Source organism: Parvularcula marina, from assembly GCF_003399445.1.
Taxonomy (GTDB): Bacteria; Pseudomonadota; Alphaproteobacteria; order Caulobacterales; family Parvularculaceae; genus Parvularcula; species Parvularcula marina.
On sequence record NZ_QUQO01000001.1, the window covers coordinates 995513 to 1017027 of the forward strand.

Annotated in this window: 18 protein-coding genes and 1 tRNA gene; 12 read left to right on the plus strand and 7 right to left on the minus strand. The window is 59.0% G+C overall.

Going from position 1 to position 21515, the window contains the following annotated elements:
- Window positions 1-18: 18 nt before the first annotated feature.
- Entirely contained in the window at window positions 19-735 is a 717-nt protein-coding gene (locus DX908_RS04615) for a dienelactone hydrolase family protein (RefSeq protein ID WP_116391256.1), read from the minus strand.
- 120 nt (window positions 736-855) lie between these two features.
- Here DX908_RS04615 and DX908_RS04620 point away from each other — a divergent pair, with 120 nt between their 5' ends.
- A complete protein-coding gene (locus DX908_RS04620; protein WP_116391257.1) occupies window positions 856-1518 on the plus strand; it encodes a hypothetical protein in 663 nt (220 codons plus the stop codon).
- Between the two features lie 12 nt (window positions 1519-1530).
- Here the strand turns inward: DX908_RS04620 and DX908_RS04625 are convergent, their stop codons facing one another.
- Window positions 1531-1968: an SRPBCC domain-containing protein gene (locus tag DX908_RS04625; RefSeq protein WP_158548503.1), complete on the minus strand. Its 438-nt coding sequence runs from the start codon at window positions 1966-1968 to the stop codon at window positions 1531-1533.
- Window positions 1969-2101: 133 nt separating this feature from the next.
- Here DX908_RS04625 and DX908_RS04630 point away from each other — a divergent pair, with 133 nt between their 5' ends.
- Entirely contained in the window at window positions 2102-2446 is a 345-nt protein-coding gene (locus DX908_RS04630; protein WP_147303729.1) for a hypothetical protein, read from the plus strand.
- A gap of 121 nt (window positions 2447-2567) precedes the next feature.
- Here DX908_RS04630 and aspS read toward each other — a convergent pair whose 3' ends face one another.
- Complete coding sequence (gene aspS / locus DX908_RS04635; protein WP_116391260.1) at window positions 2568-4406, minus strand: aspartate--tRNA ligase; 1839 nt, start codon at window positions 4404-4406, stop codon at window positions 2568-2570.
- A gap of 273 nt (window positions 4407-4679) precedes the next feature.
- Here aspS and sciP point away from each other — a divergent pair, with 273 nt between their 5' ends.
- From sciP to DX908_RS04655, 4 genes are all read left to right on the plus strand, one after another.
- Entirely contained in the window at window positions 4680-4970 is a 291-nt protein-coding gene (gene sciP / locus DX908_RS04640) for a CtrA inhibitor SciP (protein WP_116391261.1), read from the plus strand.
- Window positions 4971-5125: 155 nt separating this feature from the next.
- Window positions 5126-6277 (plus strand): flagellar biosynthesis protein FlhF, encoded by a 1152-nt coding sequence (locus DX908_RS04645; RefSeq protein WP_116391262.1) that lies wholly within the window; start codon window positions 5126-5128, stop codon window positions 6275-6277.
- Window positions 6278-6358: 81 nt separating this feature from the next.
- Window positions 6359-6856, plus strand: a complete 498-nt coding sequence (locus DX908_RS04650; RefSeq protein WP_116391263.1) for a hypothetical protein — start codon at window positions 6359-6361, stop codon at window positions 6854-6856.
- Window positions 6857-6867: 11 nt separating this feature from the next.
- Complete coding sequence (locus DX908_RS04655; RefSeq protein WP_116391264.1) at window positions 6868-8055, plus strand: pentapeptide repeat-containing protein; 1188 nt, start codon at window positions 6868-6870, stop codon at window positions 8053-8055.
- Between the two features lie 76 nt (window positions 8056-8131).
- On the opposite strand, the gene DX908_RS04660 is transcribed toward DX908_RS04655, so the two are convergent.
- Both DX908_RS04660 and lon read right to left on the minus strand, forming a co-directional pair.
- On the minus strand, window positions 8132-8575 hold the full coding sequence (locus DX908_RS04660) for a Crp/Fnr family transcriptional regulator (protein ID WP_116391265.1): 444 nt from the start codon (window positions 8573-8575) through the stop codon (window positions 8132-8134).
- Window positions 8576-8724: 149 nt separating this feature from the next.
- Window positions 8725-11139, minus strand: a complete 2415-nt coding sequence (lon, locus tag DX908_RS04665; RefSeq protein WP_116391266.1) for an endopeptidase La — start codon at window positions 11137-11139, stop codon at window positions 8725-8727.
- Between the two features lie 251 nt (window positions 11140-11390).
- Here lon and DX908_RS04670 point away from each other — a divergent pair, with 251 nt between their 5' ends.
- The 6 genes from DX908_RS04670 (at window position 11391) to DX908_RS04695 (ending at window position 20144) form a co-directional block, all read left to right on the plus strand.
- The gene (locus tag DX908_RS04670) at window positions 11391-12389 is read left to right on the plus strand and encodes an NADPH:quinone oxidoreductase family protein (RefSeq protein WP_116391267.1); all 999 of its coding nucleotides are present in this window, start codon (window positions 11391-11393) and stop codon (window positions 12387-12389) included.
- 91 nt (window positions 12390-12480) lie between these two features.
- A tRNA-Ser gene (locus DX908_RS04675) sits at window positions 12481-12572 on the plus strand.
- Window positions 12573-12720: 148 nt separating this feature from the next.
- Window positions 12721-13740 carry a DUF1353 domain-containing protein gene (locus DX908_RS04680; protein ID WP_116391268.1) on the plus strand — a complete coding sequence of 340 codons (1020 nt, stop codon included), beginning with the start codon at window positions 12721-12723 and terminating at the stop codon, window positions 13738-13740.
- 30 nt (window positions 13741-13770) lie between these two features.
- Complete coding sequence (locus DX908_RS04685; RefSeq protein ID WP_116391269.1) at window positions 13771-14757, plus strand: KpsF/GutQ family sugar-phosphate isomerase; 987 nt, start codon at window positions 13771-13773, stop codon at window positions 14755-14757.
- Between the two features lie 139 nt (window positions 14758-14896).
- Entirely contained in the window at window positions 14897-17284 is a 2388-nt protein-coding gene (locus tag DX908_RS16265; RefSeq protein ID WP_158548506.1) for a S8 family serine peptidase, read from the plus strand.
- A 238-nt stretch (window positions 17285-17522) separates the two neighbouring features.
- Window positions 17523-20144 carry a TonB-dependent receptor gene (locus DX908_RS04695; RefSeq protein WP_116391270.1) on the plus strand — a complete coding sequence of 874 codons (2622 nt, stop codon included), beginning with the start codon at window positions 17523-17525 and terminating at the stop codon, window positions 20142-20144.
- 101 nt (window positions 20145-20245) lie between these two features.
- Here DX908_RS04695 and DX908_RS04700 read toward each other — a convergent pair whose 3' ends face one another.
- Window positions 20246-21016 (minus strand): RNA methyltransferase, encoded by a 771-nt coding sequence (locus DX908_RS04700; protein WP_116391271.1) that lies wholly within the window; start codon window positions 21014-21016, stop codon window positions 20246-20248.
- A gap of 88 nt (window positions 21017-21104) precedes the next feature.
- Window positions 21105-21467: a YMGG-like glycine zipper-containing protein gene (locus DX908_RS04705; protein WP_116391272.1), complete on the minus strand. Its 363-nt coding sequence runs from the start codon at window positions 21465-21467 to the stop codon at window positions 21105-21107.
- Window positions 21468-21515 lie beyond the last annotated feature (48 nt).

Below are 21515 nucleotides of genomic sequence, written 5' to 3' on the forward strand. Positions count from 1 at the left end.
AGCTCCTCCCCCATTCGCTCAGTCAAAAAGCTCAGCGAGGAAGTTCTCGAACGCCGCCCATGAGCGTGCTTCCGCCGTCATGTCGTATTTGAGCCCCAGATCAGGATTGTTCGCATCCTGATTGGTGAAGGCGTGTTTGACTCCGCCATAAAGGTGGAGCTGCCAATCCGCTTTGCGCGCCGTCATTTCATCCGTGAACGCCCGTTGATCGTCAGTGCCCGCCATCGGATCCTCATAGCCCTGAAACGCGATGACCTTAGGCTTGATGTCATCGCCCTCTTCATTCGTCGTCCCGAAGAGCGAGTGAAACGCCGTCACCCCGAGGACCGGCGCATTGATCCGCCCCATATCGAGGGCGCAGAGCCCACCGAAGCAATAGCCAGAAACGGCGGTCCGATCGACATCGACCTCGTCGAGCGCCTTCATCTGACCGAGCGCGGCCAGAAGGCGGGTACGGAGTTCATCGCGTTCCTCGAGCAGTGGCGTGATCAGGGCCTGGCACTCTTCTGTCGTATTGCCGCGGCGACCCTTGCCGAAGACATCCGCCGAAAAGCCGACATAGCCCAGCTCGGCGATCCGCTTTGCGGCAATCTCCTCATGCTCTTTGCGTCCGCCCCAGGCATGGCAGATCATGACGGCCGGTCGCGGCCCCGATTGTTCATCATCCCAGGCCACAAACCCGTCATAAGGCGCACCGCCCAGATCATACTCCACCAGCTTTGTCGTCACTGTCATCGCTCACTCCTGTTTCGGCCTTCTCTGCGTCCTTAGCGAAATTCCGCGCATGACCAATATTCCACTGGCAGTCGAAGCTCATCACCTTATGGTCCCCTCCAAGTCTGATGGATGCCAAGCATGATTTTCGCCCTCTCCCTCCTCACTATCTCCGCGCCCCTGCCGGCAGAACTTTCCGAAGCGTTGGAAAGCCCCGAAGACGCCCCTCTGCCTGTCTATGTTGCGGCATATGAAACGAGCGAGCTCAACGTCACAGCGAAGGTTGATCCCGCACAGCCTGAAGGACAGCGCATCACTGTCCTCTCCCCCAGGCGCGAAGACTGGCCCAAGGGGCTTGAGAAACAACTTGCAGAATTTGAGGCGGACACGGATGGCGATATCTGGTGTGATACTGCCGAAGAGCTGATCGGCGGGGATGTTGCGGAAATCTCGCGGGATGAGCATTCCATTTCCTACCGCTTCCCAATGGCCATCGAGGAAGGGGGCGATAAGGCCGACAAGGCCTTCGCGGATGCATCTCATGGAGAAGTCGATATTACGCGCACAGATGATGTTTCTTGGCGTGTCGCCGCGCTGAGGATTCGTCTCGACAAGCCCTTCAAGCCAGCCATGGTCGCCAAGGTGACAAAGCTTGATGTCGATATCAGCTGCTCACCTGCCGCCAACGGACGCATGTATCAGGCGAGAACACAAACCGGCATTGAAGGCTCCGCCTTCGGCCGAAGCTTTTCCGAAACAGAAGTGATGGAATTGCGAAGCGTCAGCCTGCCTTCCGCCAACTGACAGATCCGTGCCTCACTCCTGTGCTTCGGCACGCGCCTTCAACGCTTCATTGAGGGCAGGATATAAGGGTGCCGCCCGCGCATTGAGGACGGGCCGTAGAAAGAGCGGCCCGAGCCCGAAATAGACTTCCCCATGGATGAAGCGGGTCGTCTCCCCCACCGGATGCAGCTCGAAGAAATGATGGCCGATAAAGGTCACCGGATTACCGCCGCGCCATTCGAGCCTTCGGCCCGGAATGACTTCATGGACCTTCCCGCCCATTCGGCGGCGACTTCCCTTCGCGTCCGTTACGATAAAGCGCAGATCGGATCCGACTTCCGGCTTGCCCGACATCTCGGTCAGCATCGGGTTCCAGTCATCATATCCGGCAAAATCCGTCAGGATCGCCCAGACCCGTTCGGCGCTCGCGTCGATCAATGTCTCCGCCACGACTTTATAGTGCAGACTCATCCCGGTCCCTTCGTTCTTGTGTCTGCTCCCCGCTCCGCTTTTGTCACGTATTTGCGTGAAACGCATAATCGCCATTACATGCTGCCTGCAAGCATGCCATTTCCCACATTGCCAGTTTTGATGGAGAGATGGAGTGACAAACACGGCAGAGGAGCGGAGTTACGCGGCAAATTCGATTTCCGGTATGGTTCGCGAATATGAGCGGAACCTGCTCGAGTTGGCCGAGACGTTACGTCAGGGTGGCGCTTCCGAGGATGTTGCCCTCCAGCGGAAGATCCGCGGCCTTCAGCTTTCCAACAAATGGATCATCGCCGATGCCATCGCCACCGATTGCCATGAGCTCGATGATCTTCGCGCCAAGCTCGAACTTTGGCGCCTGTCCGTCCTCGGTACGCATGGTGAGCGGCCCCGGTCACCTGAGGAAGAACTGATCGCTTCAGTTCAGGATGATCTTGCGCGGCTGTCCCTCGACAAGTGACCCTTCGGGCCAGCTTGCGTTCTGATTTAGTCTTTTTACCAGCGTACTGATGAAAAATGCCGACGAGAGACCCCGCCGGCATGATCTATTGTCCAAATTTCGGGAGTGAAAAGGCCTGACGTCAGCCCTTTTTCTCCGTGATCGGCATCGACACCTTGATGTGGATGTCTTTCAGCTGTTCTGGGCTTGCCTCTGCCGGGGCGCCGAGGAGCAGGTCTTCGGCATTCTGGGTCAGCGGGAACATCGTGACTTCACGGATATTCTCTTCACCAGCCAGCAGCATGACGATCCGGTCGACACCGAAGGCAGCCCCGCCGTGGGGCGGTGCGCCATATTTGAAGGCATTCAGCATACCGCCGAATTTGTCCTCAACGACATCCGCACCATAACCAGCGACCTCGAAGGCTTTATACATGATGTCCGGGCGGTGGTTCCGGATGGCACCTGACCCCAGCTCATAGCCGTTACAGACCAGGTCATACTGGTTCGCTTTAAGCGCCAGTTGCTCGGCATCGGTCTTCGCCGCTTCAAGGGCTTCGAGGCCCCCTTGCGGCATGGAGAACGGGTTGTGGCCGAACTCGACCTTTTTGTGCTCGTCATCCCATTCATACATCGGGAAGTCGACAATCCACGCAAAGGCAAACCGGCCCTCTTCGAAAAGCGGGCTGCCATCGGCGAGCGTCTTACCTTGTTCGGTCAGGGCACGGGCGATTTCGACCCGCGCCTTGCCGGCGACGGCTTCGAATTCCTCGACCTTACCCGCAACGAAGAAGGCGGCATCACCCTCGCCCAGACCGAGCTGTTCGCGGATCGCATGGGTGCGCTCCGGCCCGATATTCTTGGCGAGCGGGCCTTTGCCGTCAGCATCATCGAACATGATATAGCCCATGCCCGGCAGGCCCTCTTTCTGGGCCCATGAATTCATCCGGTCACAGAAGGCACGTGAGCCGCCAGCCGGAGCCGGAATGGCGCGGATCTGCTTTTCAGGGTCTTCGGCGATCTGCGCGAAGATCTTGAAGCCCGAGTCTTTGAAGTGCTCGGTCACGACCTGCATGTTGAGTTTCTCGGAGACGCGCAGGTCCGGCTTGTCATTGCCGTATTTCAGCATCGACTCCGCATACGGAATTTGCTGCCAGTCGGCCCATGCGTCGACTTTGCGATCGCCAGCATAGGCAGCGAAAGCGTCATGGATGACCGGTGCGGTTGCATCAAAGACATCCTGCTGGACGACGAAACTCATCTCGAGGTCGAGCTGATAGAACTCACCCGCCGAGCGGTCGGCCCGGGCATCTTCGTCCCGGAAACAGGGCGCGATCTGGAAATAGCGGTCAAAGCCCGAGACCATGATGAGCTGTTTGAAGATCTGCGGCGCCTGCGGCAGGGCGAAGAACTTGCCCGGGTGAAGCCGCGAGGGGACGAGGAAGTCCCGTGCGCCTTCCGGTGATGACGCCGTCAGGATCGGGGTCTGGTATTCGGTGAACTTCACCCCTTCCATGCCTCGGCGCAGCTGGGAGATCACTTTCGAGCGCAGGATCATGTTCGCATGCATCCCGTCCCGACGCAGGTCGAGATAGCGATAGCGCATGCGGATATCCTCAGGATAATCCGGCTCGCCAAAGACCGGCAGCGGCAGGTCGCCTGCGGCGCTCATCACCTCGAAAGACGAAAGCCGGATCTCGACCTCACCTGTCGGCAGGTTCGGATTGATGACCTCGGCATCTCGGGCGATCACTTCGCCCTCGACGCGGATCACGCTCTCGGCACGCACAGCTTCGACATCGGCAAAGAAAGGCGCCTCGGGTTCGACGACAAGCTGGGTCAGCCCGTAATGGTCCCGCAGGTCGATAAAGAGCAGCCCGCCATGGTCGCGCTTTCTGTGCACCCAGCCCGACAGGGTCACGGTCGAGCCGACGTCGCTTTTGCGCAGCTCGCCGCAATTATGGGTACGATAGACGGACATTCTTTGCCTCCATGAATTAAGAGAGCCGCGCCTTGCGCACCAGAAGCGCGCCCGTCAACCGTATTGCTGTGTGCCTGTCCCTCAAAGATACGCTTTTAGCGAATTTTATCGGCACTCAGAGCAAAACTGACCCATTCTGAAAATAAATCCCGAAACGGGACAGAATATTCAGCGAATATTTACCACTACCCTTAGGCGTTTTTTCAGACGAGTGAACTATAACTCTCCTGTACGGCACGTGAATTATTTTTGCCAAGGAGTTGTGTTTTGGGAATGGTTGGGGCTTCTGTAAATCAGCCGGTCGTCCGTAAGGGTGACCCTTTTGTGATCGGGCCTGATGGGACGGCCCTCACGATCAAGGATCTTCCGCCGCCTTCGACGAAGCGGTGGGTGATTCGACGCAAGGCCGAGGTAGTGGCCGCTGTGCGTGGAGGTCTTCTGAGCCTCGATAGCGCCTGCGATCGCTATAACCTCACTGCCGAGGAATATGCTTCCTGGGAACGGGCAATTGATCAGCACGGCATTCAGGGCCTGCGCGCGACGCGGGTTCAGCAATACCGCTAGCCAGATCAACGCCTTACAAGATTTAATGCCCTTCACAGCCCTGTGAGGGGCATTTTTTCTTGGTTGCATACCGCGAAACGAGATGCTTGCCCTTTCAGGCGCGAGCGCTAGAGGCTAGTGTCTCTAGCTACACCCGATCGGTTATTTGGAGCCCCATGAGCTATCAGACCTTCACCGCCAGTACGGTCGAAGACGCAAAGCGCGCCATGCGCCAAGCCCTTGGAGACGACGCTGTCATACTCGCCACCCGGCGTCATTCCGATGGCACGGTGGAATTGCGCGGCATCCAGAAGGGCAAACCGCTGTTCAAAGGCGAAGGCGGCTCGGGCGGCGGCCTGTTTGGCCAGACCCGTGAGCGCACAGCGCCAGAAGCCCCATCGCTGGGCGGCGGGCACGATGTGCGCAATGAACACCCCAACTTCGGCGATGAACGCGACATGGCAGGGCGCGCGGAAAGCTCGGCTGGCCGCAATGCGATGACTAATCTGCGCGGCGACTTTTCGCGCAAGCTCGACCGCAATGCCGAATTCTCCGATCCGCTGCATCAACGCCTGCATAGCGTGCTCAGCCCGCAAGGCCTGACCCCGCCGCTGATCGCCGCCCTCGCCGAGGAAGCCCATCATGCGGGCACGTCGGATGAGACCCAGATGCTCGCCTTCGGGCTTGAGCGGACCCTGAAATTTGCGCCGACCCAGCCCTCCCCTGACCAGCCGATCATGCTTGTCGGCCAGACGGGCGCGGGCAAAACTTCGAGCGCGGCGAAACTTGCCGCCCGCGCCGCCGGGATGGGCGGCCGCGCCATCTTCATGAGCGCCGATGTCGGCCGGGCCGGTGCCATCGAGCAGATGACAACTTATGCCGAGGCCCTCGACACCCGCTTCTGGCCGATTGAGGACCCCGAGCATGTCGCGGAAATCCTCCGCAATGAGCGGCCGCGTGAGCAGATCATTTTCGACACGCCCGGCGTCAGTCCCTATGCGAGCGCCGATGTCGCCGCCGTCCGGGCCTTCCGCGAAGTTCTCGGTGCCGAGCCGATCCTCGTCATCCCCGCCTCCGGCGATGTGAATGAGCATATGGACTGGGTCCGCGCCTTTGCCGATATCGGCGTGCGCCGCGTGATCGTCACCAAATTCGATACCTCCCGCCGCGTCGGGGCCGCCCTGTCGGGCGCCTATCACGCCGGTGTCGCGCTCGCGCATCTCTCCGAAGCACCGTTCATTGCCGACGGCCTGATTGATGCGGAGCCTGAGTATCTTGCCTATCGCCTCCTTCTCGACCAGCCGGGAAGGATTGCGGCCCGGCGTTGAGTATGAGGGCCCCAAGGGAGCTGGTGTCATAGAGTTGTCAGGCGGGACGGCCCGCCTCGCCATTTCGAGGAGACCAGCACCATGCCTTTCATCGCCGCCGCGCTTCTAAGCCTCAGCCTCCAGCAGGCCCCGCCCCCATGTAAAGGGGCGCCCTATGACGACTTCGACTTCTGGGTCGGCACATGGGACGTGCACGGCACGAATGGCCAGCTCGCCGGGCGCAATGTCATCACCGAGGAAGAGAATGGCTGCCTCTTGGTCGAGCGCTGGACCAATACGGGCGGCGTGACCGGCCAGAGCTATAATTTTTACGATCTTGAGACGGAGAGCTGGCGCCAGGTCTGGGTCAGCGGCGGGATCACCATCAATTATGCAGGCGGGCTGAATGAGGACGGTTCCATGGCGCTTCAAGGCACCATTGCCTATCGGCAGGACCCGGTGGCAACCTTCCCCTTCCGGGGCAAATGGACCCCGAATGAAGATGGCACCGTCACCCAGACATTCCATCAATATAATCCCCAGACGGAAGAATGGGGTGTCTGGTTCATCGGCGAATATAGCCGCGCTGAAGCGGAATAAGGCCTGCCGACATGCTGCTCGACGATGATGACGACGATTTTGAGAACCCAAGTCATCTGTCGATCCTCGAAGGCGGCATCGAAGCGTGGAATAAATGGCGGGCAGATAAACCCGATGAGATACCCGATCTGCGCGGCGTGGATTTCACCGACCCGAGCTTTGCCGCCTCTGCCCTGTGGGACAAACGCCGCCAGAAAGTCAGCCTGTCCCGCGCGAACCTCTCCGGCGCCAGCCTCGACAGCGCCGAGCTGACCGGTATCGACCTGCAATTGGCCGATCTCACAGGCGCTAATCTCGAGAACGCGCACCTTGAACGCGCAGATCTTCGCCGCGCGAAGCTGCAAAGTGCGGAGCTCAGTGGCGCCGACCTACGCGAAGCAGATTTCCTGGCCGCCGACCTCACCTCCGCCTCCCTCGTCGGTGCGCGGATTGAGGGCGCAAATTTGCGCCGGGCCAATATGACGGACACGGATGTCACCAGCGTTGAATATACCGTCCGGGGTCTCTCAGGGAAATGCCGCGGCATCCGGGCCGAGGCTTGTCACGGCAATGCGACCTTCCGGCGCGAAGTCATGGACCAGGACTATCTCGACCAGATGGAAGCGCAGGTCATGGCCGCCTTCGCGCATAAGGGCTCGCGCGCAAAAGCGATCCTCGACGGCTTTACCCGCCCCCTGCCCCCGATTGCCGGGATGCTCCTAAGCCTGCCAGCAGCGCTCCAGCTGACCAAGGGGGCGATCCCGATGTTCAGCGCCCTGCTTCGTGGTGATTTCTCCGCCTTCGATTTAAGTACCTTTGGCATTTTCATCAGCATTGTTTTGGGAGCGGTTATTTTTGCCAGCTTTATGGGCTCAACCTATGGCCGAGTGATTGCTTATCGCATCTGGGGGCTCTTCTCCTTCGGGAGGCGATGGGACGTAGTCGTCTTTTTCGCGGGCGGCATGATCATACTCTTCTCCTTCCTTTATATGATCCTCTCGCCGGATCATGTGATCCTCAGCGAGGTCGGTCAGGACAAGATCGCTTTCTTCCCGCTCTTCGTCGCGGTGATGGGGTTCTGCACGCTGGGGGTCACTGATCTTGCCACCCCGGTCACCGATCTTGGCGCGGTGGTGATGATCGGCAATGTGCTCTCAGGATTTGTGACCCTCGGGCTCTTATTATCCGTTCTCGGAAATGTCTTTGCCCGCCGGTCGTAAGTTTGCCCGAACATCAAAAAAGGTGCATTCGCTTACGCGTAATGCACCTTAATTTATTCTGATCGTTCGGGGTGGCTCAGCTATTGCCGGACATCCGGGTGTTCATTGCCCGAGCGCGGCGGGCCAGTACGCGCATGACACGCAGCGCGAAGGTTGGCGCTGTACTGATCATCTGCAGGAACTGCTGTTCGCTGACGGCATAGGCTACGACATCCGTCTTGGCGATGACGCTGGCCGTATGCGGCTTGGGATCGACGATCCCCATTTCGCCGAAGATCTTGCCTTCGCCGAATTCGTCGACTGTTTTGCCATTGACCTGCACTGCAACCACGCCGGATTTGATGATATACATCGTCCGGCTGGTCTCGCCCGGCGTCATGATTTCCGTCCCCGCGGGAAAGTCGACTTCATCTGAATCAACTTTCCGGAACAGGCGGAAATCAACGTCGCGCGTGTCATTGTCAGTAGCGGAATTTACCCCCACCGAATTTTCAATCGGTTGTGAAACTGATGTCTGCATCTTGGCCCCCAATGTAGATCTGATCACAGGAGCTGTTTCACCATATCACTGTTAAAACCGGCTGAAATAAATTGGCCGCATTTTTATCTATGCTCGATAAGAAAAGGCCGCCCCGAGGGACGGCCTTCTTTCATTCAGTCTTTATCCGCTTAATGCGTGATGACGGACGGTCCGCCATCGCCGCTATCCTGTGCGGCGCGAGCCTTTGCGGCCAGCTCCTCGGCCTCTTCATCCCATTCAATGGGAGTCAGCGGGCCAGTCAGCGCGTGTTTGAGGACGTCATCGACATGATCGACCGGAATGATCTCGAGATGATCCTTCACATTGTCGGGGATATCCGCGAGGTCTTTCTCATTCTCCTGCGGGATCAGGACGGTTTTCGTCCCGGCCCGGAGTGCTGCAAGCAGCTTTTCTTTCAGACCACCGATCGCCAGAACCCGTCCGCGCAAGGAGATCTCGCCAGTCATGGCGATATCCTTGCGGATCGGAATACCGGTCAGCGCCGAGACGATGGCGGTCGCCATCGCAACGCCCGCTGAAGGGCCGTCTTTCGGGGTCGCGCCTTCGGGCACGTGGATGTGGATGTCCTTGCGGTCAAACAGCGGCGGCTTGATGCCGAATTCGATCGCCCGGCTGCGCACGTATGACGCTGCGGCCGAGACACTTTCCTTCATCACGTCTTTGAGGTTGCCGGTCGGTGTCATCCTGCCTTTACCCGGCATCGTGACCGCCTCGATCTTGAGGATTTCACCGCCGGTTTCGGTCCAGGCAAGGCCCGTCACGACACCGATTATGTCATCACCCTCGATCTCGCCATAGCGATAGCGCGGCACACCGGAGAAGTCGGCCAGATTGTCCGCTTCCACCGTCACCTTCTTAAGGTCGTCGTCCTGCTCAAGCTTGCGCACGGATTTCCGGGCAAGGTTCGCCAGCTCCCGCTCAAGGTTCCGCACGCCTGCCTCACGGGTGTAAAGCCGGATCAGGTTGCGCAGGCCGTCATCAGAGAGCTCGAATTCCTTCTCCGTCAGCCCGTGATTTTCAAGCTGTTTGGAAATAAGGTGGCGCCGTGCAATCTCGACTTTCTCATCTTCCGTATATCCCGGAATGCGGATGATCTCCATCCGGTCAAGCAGGGGTTGCGGCATGTTGAGCGAGTTCGCGGTCGTGATGAACATCACGTCCGAAAGATCATAATCGACTTCGAGATAGTGATCCGAGAACGTATCATTCTGCGCCGGATCCAGCACCTCAAGCAGCGCCGAGGCCGGATCACCACGGAAATCATGCCCCATCTTGTCGATCTCATCGAGCAGAAAGAGCGGATTTGATTTCTTCACCTTCTTCATCGACTGGATGATCTTGCCCGGCATGGAGCCGATATAGGTCCGCCTGTGGCCACGGATCTCCGCTTCGTCCCGCACGCCGCCAAGCGACACACGGACGAATTCGCGGCTGACCGCTTTCGCCACCGATTTGCCGAGCGAGGTCTTACCCACACCCGGCGGGCCGACAAGGCACAGGATCGGGCCTTTAAGCTTGTTGGTGCGTTTCTGGACCGCAAGATATTCGATGATCCGTTCCTTGACTTTCTCAAGACCGTAATGGTCTTCGTCGAGCTGGTTTTCGGCCTTGCCAAGATCAATTTTGATCTTGGAGCGCGTGTTCCACGGGATCGCGGTCAGCCAGTCGAGATAGTTCCGCACAACGGTTGATTCAGCTGACATCGGCGACATCTGGCGTAGCTTTTTGAGCTCCGCCTCGGCCTTTGTCCGGGCTTCTTTTGACAGCTTGGTCTTTTCGATCTTCTCTTCGATCTCAGACAGCTCGTCCTTGCCGTCATCGCCCTCACCGAGTTCCTTCTGAATGGCCTTCATCTGCTCATTCAGGTAATATTCGCGCTGGGTTTTCTCCATCTGACGTTTGACACGCCCACGGATCTTTTTCTCGACCTGAAGGACGCTCATCTCGCCTTCCATGAAGCCGTAAACGGCTTCAAGCCGCGAGGCGACATTCGCGATTTCAAGAAGCTCCTGCTTCTCGGCAATCTTCAGGTTGAGATGCGAAGCCACAGTGTCAGCCAGCTTTGACGGCTCGTCGATCTGGCCGATTGAGACGATGACCTCCGGGCTGACCCGCTTGTTGAGCTTCACGTAAGACTCAAACTGGGTGTTCACGGAACGAACGAGCGCTTCGACCTCGGCATCATCACCGAAGGTCTCGTCAAGGACGACTGCATCGGCCTCGAAATAGGACTCATTGTCCGAATAATCGACGATCTCGGCACGCTCCCCGCCCTCGACCAGCACTTTGACCGTGCCGTCGGGCAGTTTGAGGAGCTGCAACACCTTGGCGAGAACGCCGACCTTGTAGATATCGTCTGGACGCGGATCATCATCACCGGCGTCTTTTTGCGCAGCGAGCAGGATTTCCCGGTCATTCTCCATCACGACTTCGAGCGCGCGTACGGATTTTTCGCGACCGACGAATAGCGGCACAACCATATGCGGGAAGACGACGATGTCCCTTAAAGGGAGAACAGGAAAGCTTCGCGGTTCTTGCGACATGGAAACTCCAATCAGGCAGTCATCCGGCAGGCCTCATCACGCGAGCGTCCGGGCCGGATTTCGGGAATTGTGACGCGATCTTAGCGCACAGAGGTTAATGTTGGTGAGTTGTGCTGCACTTTCAACGGCTAAACTCATGCAAGATATCCCCTGCTCTTCGCCAATCTAGTCAATGTCAGCATTCGCCATTGCCCGCCAGTGCGGCGCTGGCTTAAGCGGCAATCCACCAGATCAAGCCCGGGAGGAATGCCGTGAAAGCCCTGATGTCCGTCACCGCCGGAGGCCCGGAAACCCTTGAAATTCGGGAGCTTGAAGATGCCGCGCCCGGCCCCGGTCATGTCGCGCTGAAGATCGAAGCAGCAGGGGTGAATTTCCCCGACACGCTGATCATCCGCGACCTCTATCAATTCAAACCGCCCCGTCCGTTTATTCCCGGTAATGAAGCCGCCGGCACGATCGAAGCCGTCGGCGACGGGGTTGAGGGCCTGAAAGTCGGTGACCGTGTCGCGGGCCTGATCGGCATTTCCGGCGCCTTTGCGACCCGAGCCGTTGTCCCCGCCCCGGCCCTCTACAAGATCGGCGATCTGCCTGCCGCGAAAGCTGCCGGCATGGTCATGACCTATGGGACGAGCTTTCACGCGCTGCAGGATCGCGGCACGCTCAAATCCGGTGAGACGCTGCTCGTTCTTGGGGCGGCCGGCGGAGTTGGCTCTGCCGCAATCGAGCTTGGCAAGGCGATGGGCGCGAAAGTCGTCGCGGCGGTATCATCGGAAGAAAAAGCCGCCTTCGCCCGTGAGCTCGGCGCCGATGAGACGGTGATCTATCCGACCGGCGCGCTCGACAAGGGCGCAAAGAAAGAGCTGTCGGCGGCCTTCAAGTCCGCCTGCGGCGGTAAGGGCGCGGACGTCATCTATGATGCGGTCGGCGGCGATTATGCCGAACCCGCCTTCCGCTCGATTGCCTGGGGTGGACGATTCCTCGTCGTCGGCTTCCCCGCGGGGATCCCCTCATTACCGCTCAACCTGCCGCTCCTCAAAGGCGCGGATATCGTCGGCGTCTTCTTTGGCGGGATGATGCAGGCCGAGCCTGCGCGTCACCGCAAGAACATGGAGGCGCTGGTCACTATGGCGGCAGAAGGCCAGATCTCCCCGCGCATCACCGAGACCTTCCGGCTGGAGAATGCCTCCGAAGCGCTGGTCAAACTCGAAACCCGGCAGGCCACCGGCAAGCTCGTCATCGAGATGGAATAAGCGCGGCTCGGACAGCGCCAGAAACGCACAAATTTCGCTTCTGGATTTTCGCCCCTTGCATGGCTGCAAAAATGCTGGCTTACACGGCGACGGAGACGTGGCCGAGTGGTCGAAGGCGCTCCCCTGCTAAGGGAGTAGGCGGTTTGTCCCGTCTCGTGGGTTCGAATCCCATCGTCTCCGCCAGAATTTCTTTGCGCGCTACCGGCCTCGCCTGCTTGAGCGCTGCCCCCCTCACCAACCCAAGCCCCTCACTTTCAACTGCCTTTTGCTCTTGACCAAAAGAACGGTTAAACTTCGCCGCTGGGGTATAGTGGGAACGAGGGGTTCCTCCATGACGAAGATCCTAGGGTGGTTCACAGGGATCAACATTCTGCTGGGCGCTGTCATTCTTGGCGGCTGCATGATCTATACACATCTGAGCCTGCCGGCCTTTGCCAGCGCGCCTTATCTCGACGATCCCTATCGAGAGGAAGACCTGCAGATCCGCATCATTCGTGACACCCAGCGTCAGCTTTACAGGCGCGAGGCTGTCGTCGCGAAGCCGTGGTACTTTAATTACGTCTGGGAAGAAGATGGCGAGGTTCACGAGATCTCGCTGACGGTCTCGCAGCGCTACGTCACCGATTTTGCGTCGATCCCGGTCTATGCGGGATGGTTCGTCAGCCCCTTCGGCAAGCATTCCGAAGCTTCGGTCGTTCACGATTATCTCTACTCGATAGGCGGGCTGACGCGGCGGGAAGTCGATGCGCTTCTTTATGCCGAGATGCGAAAGTCAGGCGTTGATCCGTTCCGTGCGGCGCTCGTTTATTCTTCCGTGAGGTTCCGCGGCAATCCTGCCTTCGGGCGTGATAATGAGTGGACGGACAATTTCTACGATGTCGTCGCCCAGGACCGCCTGCCAGAAGGCTGCATGCCGAGCCGGGAAGAAGCGACCAAGGTCTCACAGACCGTGCTCGGAACCGAAGAATGGAACCGAAATGTCGCCGAGGGTGAATTCCTGTTCCGATCCGAGCAGCGCGCCTATGAGCAGGAGAACTACCTCTATGATCTGTGGTACGGAAAGTATTCGGCGCCAGCTTGCAAGGAATGGCTGGCCGACGGCATCAAGCGTCTGATCGAGGAGAAATACCTCGTTGCGACAACCAATGCAGACAAGGCGATCCGCGGCGACATTACGGTCTATGAGGTTGCCGCCTATAATTATCTCCAGCGCTTCAAACCCTCCGATGAGCTGCTTGCGGCGGATATGATGCTGGAAAGACTGTGCACAACCGATGAGAGCATAGAAACATGGTGCTCTACCCAAGATGGTAGCGGTATCAGCCTTGAAAGCGATCGGGACCCAGAGTAGCGCAGCGGCCCTGATCTCAAGAGGTGGCTGATGGCCGGCAAATCCGAAGACGGCAAAACTGATATCGAAGTCGCCCGCCAGGTGATTGAAACCGAGGCGGCAGCGCTCGTCGCCCTGCGCGAAACAATCAGCGAAAGCATGACGCAGGCGGTCGATATCCTGATGGGGACGAAAGGTTTCCTCATCGTCGCCGGGGTCGGCAAGTCGGGCCATATCGGCCGCAAGATTGCTGCCACCCTCGCCTCCACCGGGACGCCATCCTTTTTCGTCCACCCAACCGAAGCCAGCCATGGCGATCTGGGGATGATCACAAAAGGCTCCTCCGTCCTCGCCATCTCCAATTCTGGCGAGACCCGCGAGCTGCGCGATCTCCTGATCTATGCCAAGCGAGAAGACGTTCCGGTCATCGCGATTACCGCAAAGTCGCGCAGCTTCCTTGCAAGCCAGGCGACGGTTACGCTCCTCCTGCCCAAAACCGGTGAAGCCTGCCCCAACCAGCTCGCCCCGACGAGCTCAACAACCATGACGCTGGCGCTGGGCGATGCCCTTGCTGTTGCAGCGATGGCGAGGCGGAACTTTACGCGGGAGGATTTCGGGGCGCGTCATCCGGGCGGCTCGCTCGGCATGCAGCTTCAGTTGATCGGCGAGTATCTCGCCCTGCGCAAAGAGAGCCCCAATCCGGTGATCACCGAAGAAGCAATCTTTGCCGATGTGCTGAAGGCCGTTTCCGAGGGACGCTATGGCGCGGTCTCAGTGATTGATGAGTCCGGTGCCCTCAAAGGTGTTGTCACCGATGGCGATATTCGTCGCGCGGTCATGGGGCATGAGAATGTGCAGTCCGTCACGGCCCGGCAGATGATGAACCCAACCCCGGTTACCGTTGCCCCGGATGAGCGGATCGGCATTGCTATCCAGACCCTCGAGAACCGGCAGATATCCCAGATTATCGTCGAGGAAGACGGCAAGCCCGTCGGCCTCGTTCACATCAAGGATCTGATGAGCGAAGGCTATCTTTAGGCATCTGAGGAAAGTCAGGATTGCAGGCAGCAAGCCCCGATTCTCGTGTGTACAATTCTGCCCCTGACGCTAAAGTCCGCCCCATTGCGAAGGGCCTGCATGGACGACAAGGCCCACGTCAGTTCAAAGGGGTTCATCCATGAAATCGTCACCGGCCGGCATCAGCAGTTCGCTCATTTTCGCCGCCGAGACGGCGTCAGCTCCAGCAAATGACGGCGTCGCAACTGCCAGTTTTGATACCGAATACGGCTCGGCCCCCCTCAGCAAAATGCGCTCAATGACGATGAAAGACGGCAAGGTCCTGATGGAAGCCGTCTTTGCCGATGTGACTGCAGAAGAACTCGCTGACATGCTTGATGCTTCGGGCATCGACTGGCGCGATGACAAGGGCGAGCCGGGACTGTCGATCATCAGCTTTACGACGTCCGCAGGCACGCTGCGCACTTTCCTCTCCGGCTTCATCGATCCCGCCGCCGTGCTGGAGCTGCCTGCCCTTGTTTCAGGCCACGGATCATTCCTATCAGCAACCCCGATCGGCTATCAGTCTTCCGCCGGGCTCACGACCTCGCAAGGCGATGTCTCACAGAAATCTGACGAGGCCCGCGCCCAGTTCGGCGTCGACGGTACAGGCGTGAAAATCGGTGTGCTGTCTGACAGTTATGGGGCTGAAGAAAACGAAGATGGCGTCGCAACGGACACGACCGTGGCGCAGGACATCGCCTCTGGCGATCTGCCTTCCAATGGTGTTCAGGTCTTGCAGGACGGCGCGCCCTTCTCGACCGATGGCGACGAAGGCCGCGCCATGCTGCAGATCATTCACGATGTGGCGCCGGGCGCAGACCTTGCCTTCCACACGGCAGGCGGCGGCCGCGCCAATTTTGCCAATGGTATCCTTGCTTTGCGCAATGTGGCGGGTGCGGACGTCATCGTAGATGACATCATTTATTTCGCCGAACCGATCTTCCAGGACGGCATTATCGCGCAAGCTGTTGATCAGGTTGTCGCTGATGGCGCTGTCTATCTCTCCTCTGCGGGCAACAATGGCGATGACGGCTTCTTTGACACTTATCGGAATTCAGGGGTTGATGGCGATCAGATCGCCGCACTGGTTACCGGGACAGGCTTTACGGACCTTGGCAATCTGCATGACTGGAACTCAGATCCAGATGTCACCTCGCTCTATGTCGAGCTGACCCTCGATGACGGAGAAGACTTCACCATCTCCTTCCAGTTCGATGAGGCCTACGCCTCCGCCGGGGGTGCAGGCTCGACTGCAGACTACGACATATTCGTTACTTATATTGATGGATCGGGCACAGAAGTTCTGGCCCCGGAAGGCATTGGCTTTGCCAACAATATCAACAGTGATCCTGTCGAAATCGTCGATGCGGTGAATGATTCTGGTTCCACCAGAACCTATCGGATTTATATCACCCAGTTTGACGCACCGGATAATGCGCCCACGAACCTTCTTGCCGGTGTCTTCTTCAGCTCGGCTGGCGGCTCACTCCGGGAGCTATTTGACCCAGAGATCATCTCGACGCTTGGCGGCGGCATGGCCGATGCCCCGCAATTCGACGGGCCGACCGTCTTTGGGCATTCGAACGCCGCAGGCGCACTCGCCGTCGGCGCTGCTGCATGGTTCAACACCCCTGAGCGGACGGATTTCGGCTTCAACCCGCTCTCCGAGGCGCGTCTCAACGGTTTCTCCTCGCATGCAGGTTTCGACATCTATTTTGATGAGAACGGAAACCGGCTGGCATCCGCCGATGAGCGTGACGGCGTCGATTTCGTCGCGCCAGACGGCGGGAACACCACATTCTTTGGTTCTGACTCTTCTGCTGACCCCGACAGCCTGCCGAATTTCTTTGGCACCTCCGCGGCAGCCCCTCATGCGGCTGCCCTCGTTGCGTTGATGCTGGAGCTGAACCCGAACCTCACGCCCTCTGAGATCGAGACGATCCTTGAGGACACGGCGCTCTCGATGTCGCTCGACAGCTCAGGCCGGGCGATCGGCCCTGACGCCTATGGCGCAGGATTTGTTGATGCCGTTGCCGCCCTCTCCTCCGTCCCGGCCATCGGCGGCGAGTTCGATGGTGACGAGGATGACAACACCATCACCGGCGACGAGAATGACAATGAGATCAATGGCTTTGGCGGCAATGATATACTTAGCGGCCTTGGCGGCAATGACACGATCGATGGCGGCGACGGCGCCGACACGATCTTTGGCGGTGACGGCTCTGACCTGATTTACGGCGGTGATGGCGGCAATCTGATCTATGGCGACTCCGAACCGGCAGTCCCCGCATCCGCCGTCAGCTCGCCTGACATTGAGCCCGTTTCGGATGGCGGCGCAGACGCCAATGGTGTCGATCCGGTCGTCCTCGACCGCGTCGCAACCTACCTTCACGAGACGCCTGCGCGCGATGTCGAGGATGCGGCGGTGCAGCATTATGATGCCCTGAGCAGCATCTTTGACGGTTATGTCGCGAATATTCAGATGGTCTACGATCTGGGCATTTAACCCTGTATTCATCCGGCTTTGGCACAATCGGCTCACATTTCGAGAGGGGCCGTTTTTGCCAGATCCTAAGCCAATCTAGTCTGTGGCGAAATTGATACACAGACAGGAAAAGCCTAGGGACTCCCGGAAGAATCTTGCCGATACACAGTCAATCCCGGTACGAAATTAAGTAGCGATTTCCCTTCGCGTCCACGGGCATTCGGACGCGTCAGGAAGCCGGGAGGAAAAGGAAAAACTCATGCGCAAAACTCTAATGATGGGGACTTCGGTCCTGATGGCGTTCGCAGGCTTCAGCGCTGCGTCTGCCCAAGACGACGATGTCATCATCGTCACCGCGACGAAGCGGGAACAAACCCTGCAAGAAGTACCGGTCGCCGTGTCGGTCGTTGATGATCAGGTCGTCGCCGACGCCCAGATCAATGACGTGCTTGACCTGCAAACCGTCGTCCCCTCGCTGCGTGTTTCGCAGCTCGAGCGGGCCAACAACACGACCTTCATCATCCGCGGCCTCGGCAATGGCGGTAACAACCCGGGCATCGAACCGTCCGTAGCCGTCTATATCGACGGTGTCTTCCGGTCGCGTTCCGCTTCCGCCCTCGCTGACTTCCTCGACCTTGAGCGCGTCGAAGTCCTGCGCGGCCCGCAGTCGACCCTGTTCGGCAAGAACGCGACAGCCGGTGTCGTCAACATCGTCACCAAAGAGCCGAGCTTCACGACCAGCGGCGTTCTCGAAGGCACGATCGGCAACTACAACCAGTTCATCGGCCGCGGTTATGTGACCGGCCCGATCTCTGACTCGATCGCTTACAGCCTGTCCGGCAGCTACAATGTCCGTGACGGTTACACGAGCAACTCGATCACCGGCCAGGACATCAATGACCGCAATCGCCAGTCGATCCGCGGCCAGCTGCTGTTCCAACCGACCGATGCGCTTGAGCTCAAGCTGATCGGTGACTGGGACCAGATCGACGAGATCTGCTGTACTGTCTTCAACGCCGGCGAAGGCTCACTTGATTTTATGGGTGGCCCGACTTCCGGTCAGGTCATTGCCCTGCTTGGCGGCCAGAAACAGGCACCGGGCGACTGGGACTATGATGTCTTCTTCGACACAGCCTCGACCAACGAGATCATCAACAACGGTGTCTCACTGCAGGCTGACTATGATCTGGGTAATGATGTTACCTTCACCTCGATCACGTCTTTCCGTACCAAGGAAGAAGACATCGAGTTCGAAGGCGACTTCACCTCGCTTGAGATCCTCGGCGCGAACACTCGCGACTTCGACACCGAAACCTTCACGCAGGAAATCCGCCTCTTCGGTGAGACGGATCGCTTCTCCTGGCTGCTCGGCGGGTTCTACTTCGACGAGTCTGCAGAGAACCGCATCAACATCACCTATGGCGATGACACGCGGGCCTATGTCGACATCCTCTCCAGCGGCGCACTGCCGACGATCGAGGGCGGCATCGGTGTGCCGGTTGGCACATTCTTCTCCAGCGGCGCAGGCATCAGCACCTTCGCCACGCAGGACAACCAGCAGCTGTCGATCTTTGCACAGACGGACATCAACATCACTGATCGTCTCGTCCTGACGCTGGGCGCCAGCTACTATAAGGACGAGAAAGACGTTGCGATCTCTTCGATCAACACGAACCCGTTCTCGAGCCTCGATCTGGCTGAGTTCGGCTTCGGCGCGTTCTTCAACGCCGCGACTGGCCTTGCTCCGACGCCGACCAATATCGGCACCGTGGCGATGGGCAACCCGGCACTGATCCAGGCCCTGCAGGCCGCTTCTGTGACGTCTGTTGCTGACGCACTTGCTGCTGGCGGTGTCCTTGCACCGAACGGCGTGCCGGTTGATCCGATGACCATGCTGCCGCTCGGCAACCCGTTCCTCGCGCTTGAGGCCCTTCAGGTTCTTCAGCCGTCGACGAACTTCCCGAACTCTGTGGAAGATGGCACCAGCTCTGACGAAGACGTTCCGTTCACGGTCCGTGTGGCCTATGACGTCAACGACCGCGTCAATGTCTATGCGTCTTACGCAACGGGCTTCAAGGCATCGTCCTGGAACCTCACGCAAGACAGCCGTCCGTTCCCGTCAGATATCGCTGCGCTCTCCGGCGCCGGCCTTCTGCCGTCGAACACGTCAGTCACGCTCGGCAACTACTCCGGTACCCGCCTTGCTGGTCCGGAAGAAACCGAATCCATCGAAGTTGGCTTGAAAGCTGTCTTCGACATGGCCTCGATCAACATCGCGATCTTCGATCAGTCGATCGAGGGCTTCCAGGCCCAGACCTTCCAGGGCGCTGGTTTCGTTCTGACCAATGCGGGTGAGCAATCAGTCCGTGGTGCAGAAATCGAAGCCAACATCTCGCCGATGGAAAATCTGGACATCACTTGGGCAGGGACCTTCCTCGATCCTGAGTATGACAGCTTCCCGGGTGCCCAGGTGCCGACCGGCAGTGCAATTGACCTCGCCGACGGTTCCGCTGATGGCTCGGGCGATCTGACGGGCGCCACGCCGGCCGGGATCCCGGATTTCGCCTCCTCGCTGAGCGCGAAATACACCCAGCCGATGGAATGGGGTGAAGTCTTCCTTCGCGCCGATTGGCAGTATGAGAGCGAGACTCAGGTCATCGACAACGTGCCGGAAGATGTCGCTTCACGCGAAGTCAACCAGTTCAACGCCTCGCTTGGCGTCAACTGGGACGGCGGTGTCGAGCTTCTCGTCTGGAGCCGGAACCTGTTCAATGACGAGTACTACACCTCGGCCTTCCCGACGACGCTGCAAGCCAACAGCTACTCGGCGTACCCGAACCCGCCGCGCACCTATGGCGTGACGCTGCGCAAACGCTTCTAATCGGGCGTACACATATCAATAAGAAAGCCGCGGAAGGTGACTTCCGCGGCTTTTTTCTTGGGCAATTGCCACTCAAGGAAATCGAGGCAGGAACATTTGGTTTATCCGTCTTCGGACGGCTCATCGCCTTTCGGCAGATGACGCTCGAACTGGCGGATCACGCCGTGCAGGACACGCAGCTCTGATGCCGTCATCCCGGCATTGGAGAACATGGTCTGAAGATTCTGCTCTAACACGGTGCGTTTCTCCTCCGGCCAGAAATATCCTGACCTGTTTAGCGCCGCATAAAGGTGATCGAGCATGGATCGCAGCTCACCCCGGCTTGCCGGGCCTTCCGTATAGGGAGAAGAAAATAGCGCTTCCGTGCCGCCCGCCTTCGCCCACTCATAAGAGAGGAGCAGCACGGCCTGCGCGAGATTGAGCGAAGGGAATTCGGGATTAACCGGGATGGTCACCAGCGCATTGGCAAGCGCTGCCTCCTGGGTCTCAAGCCCCGCCTTCTCCGCCCCGAACAGCATCGCCGTGCGTTGTCCTGCAGCCGTCGCTTCACGCAGTTTTACGGCGGCCTCCTGGGGGGTCAGCACCGGCAGGAAAAGACCCCGCTGACGCGCTGTTGTCGCCACCACGAATTCGCAATCGGCCACTGCGTCTGCCACCGTATTAAAGACCCGCACACGGTCGATCACTTCGGCCGCACCCGACGCCATGGCCCCGGCCTTCGGATTAGGCCAGCCATCGCGTGGGCTGACGAGCCGCATCCCGCTCAAGCCGAAATTGAGCATGGCACGTGCAGCGGCACCGATATTCTCGCCCATCTGGGGGCGGGCAAGAACGACCAGCGGATGAAGGGGAGAAGAAGCGTTATCTGACATCGCCGCCGCCTAGCAGCGCGCGCGCGCATAAAAAAGCACCGCCCGAATCTCTCCGGGCGGTGCCTTTGATCATATCTGCTGGGTCAGCTTAGCAGCTGCGCAGCGAACCGTCGTTCCAGTAGGTTTTACCGGTTGAGCGGTCGATGTAGTAATAGCGTTGCGCGCTGCGGTCATAGATAAGCTCCTGACCGGCGGCCGGTTTCTTGAACTCTGTCCCACCGCACTGGGCGTCCTGACGTGAACCGCGAGCTGCACCCGCTGCGCCACCAAGGACAGCACCGATTGCTGCGCCGCGCTGTGCGTCGCCATCACCGACATTGTTGCCGATGACGCCACCAGCGATCGCGCCAAGCGCTGCGCCGCCTGCGGTGTTGCGTTCAATATTACCTGTCGAGGTACATCCGGCGAGCAGGACGAGACCGGCTGCGGCTGCTCCAAAAACTTTCAACATGAGTCGTTCCCTTTGGGTTGCTGACTACACTATCCAAATCGACGAGAC

Excerpts from the sequence above, each read along its gene's own strand:
- DX908_RS04645 (WP_116391262.1), top strand. The coding sequence starts at position 5,126 with ATGAGCTATCAGACCTTCACCGCCAGTACGGTCGAAGACGCAAAGCGC.
- DX908_RS04680 (WP_116391268.1), top strand. The coding sequence starts at position 12,721 with ATGACGAAGATCCTAGGGTGGTTCACAGGGATCAACATTCTGCTGGGC.
- DX908_RS04685 (WP_116391269.1), top strand. The coding sequence starts at position 13,771 with ATGGCCGGCAAATCCGAAGACGGCAAAACTGATATCGAAGTCGCCCGC.
- lon (WP_116391266.1), bottom strand. The coding sequence starts at position 11,139 with ATGTCGCAAGAACCGCGAAGCTTTCCTGTTCTCCCTTTAAGGGACATC.
- sciP (WP_116391261.1), top strand. The coding sequence starts at position 4,680 with ATGGTTGGGGCTTCTGTAAATCAGCCGGTCGTCCGTAAGGGTGACCCT.
- DX908_RS04660 (WP_116391265.1), bottom strand. The coding sequence starts at position 8,575 with ATGCAGACATCAGTTTCACAACCGATTGAAAATTCGGTGGGGGTAAAT.
- DX908_RS16265 (WP_158548506.1), top strand. The coding sequence starts at position 14,897 with ATGAAATCGTCACCGGCCGGCATCAGCAGTTCGCTCATTTTCGCCGCC.
- aspS (WP_116391260.1), bottom strand. The coding sequence starts at position 4,406 with ATGTCCGTCTATCGTACCCATAATTGCGGCGAGCTGCGCAAAAGCGAC.
- DX908_RS04625 (WP_158548503.1), bottom strand. The coding sequence starts at position 1,968 with ATGAGTCTGCACTATAAAGTCGTGGCGGAGACATTGATCGACGCGAGC.
- DX908_RS04655 (WP_116391264.1), top strand. The coding sequence starts at position 6,868 with ATGCTGCTCGACGATGATGACGACGATTTTGAGAACCCAAGTCATCTG.
- DX908_RS04700 (WP_116391271.1), bottom strand. The coding sequence starts at position 21,016 with ATGTCAGATAACGCTTCTTCTCCCCTTCATCCGCTGGTCGTTCTTGCC.
- DX908_RS04705 (WP_116391272.1), bottom strand. The coding sequence starts at position 21,467 with ATGTTGAAAGTTTTTGGAGCAGCCGCAGCCGGTCTCGTCCTGCTCGCC.
- DX908_RS04620 (WP_116391257.1), top strand. The coding sequence starts at position 856 with ATGATTTTCGCCCTCTCCCTCCTCACTATCTCCGCGCCCCTGCCGGCA.
- DX908_RS04615 (WP_116391256.1), bottom strand. The coding sequence starts at position 735 with ATGACAGTGACGACAAAGCTGGTGGAGTATGATCTGGGCGGTGCGCCT.
- DX908_RS04650 (WP_116391263.1), top strand. The coding sequence starts at position 6,359 with ATGCCTTTCATCGCCGCCGCGCTTCTAAGCCTCAGCCTCCAGCAGGCC.
- DX908_RS04695 (WP_116391270.1), top strand. The coding sequence starts at position 17,523 with ATGCGCAAAACTCTAATGATGGGGACTTCGGTCCTGATGGCGTTCGCA.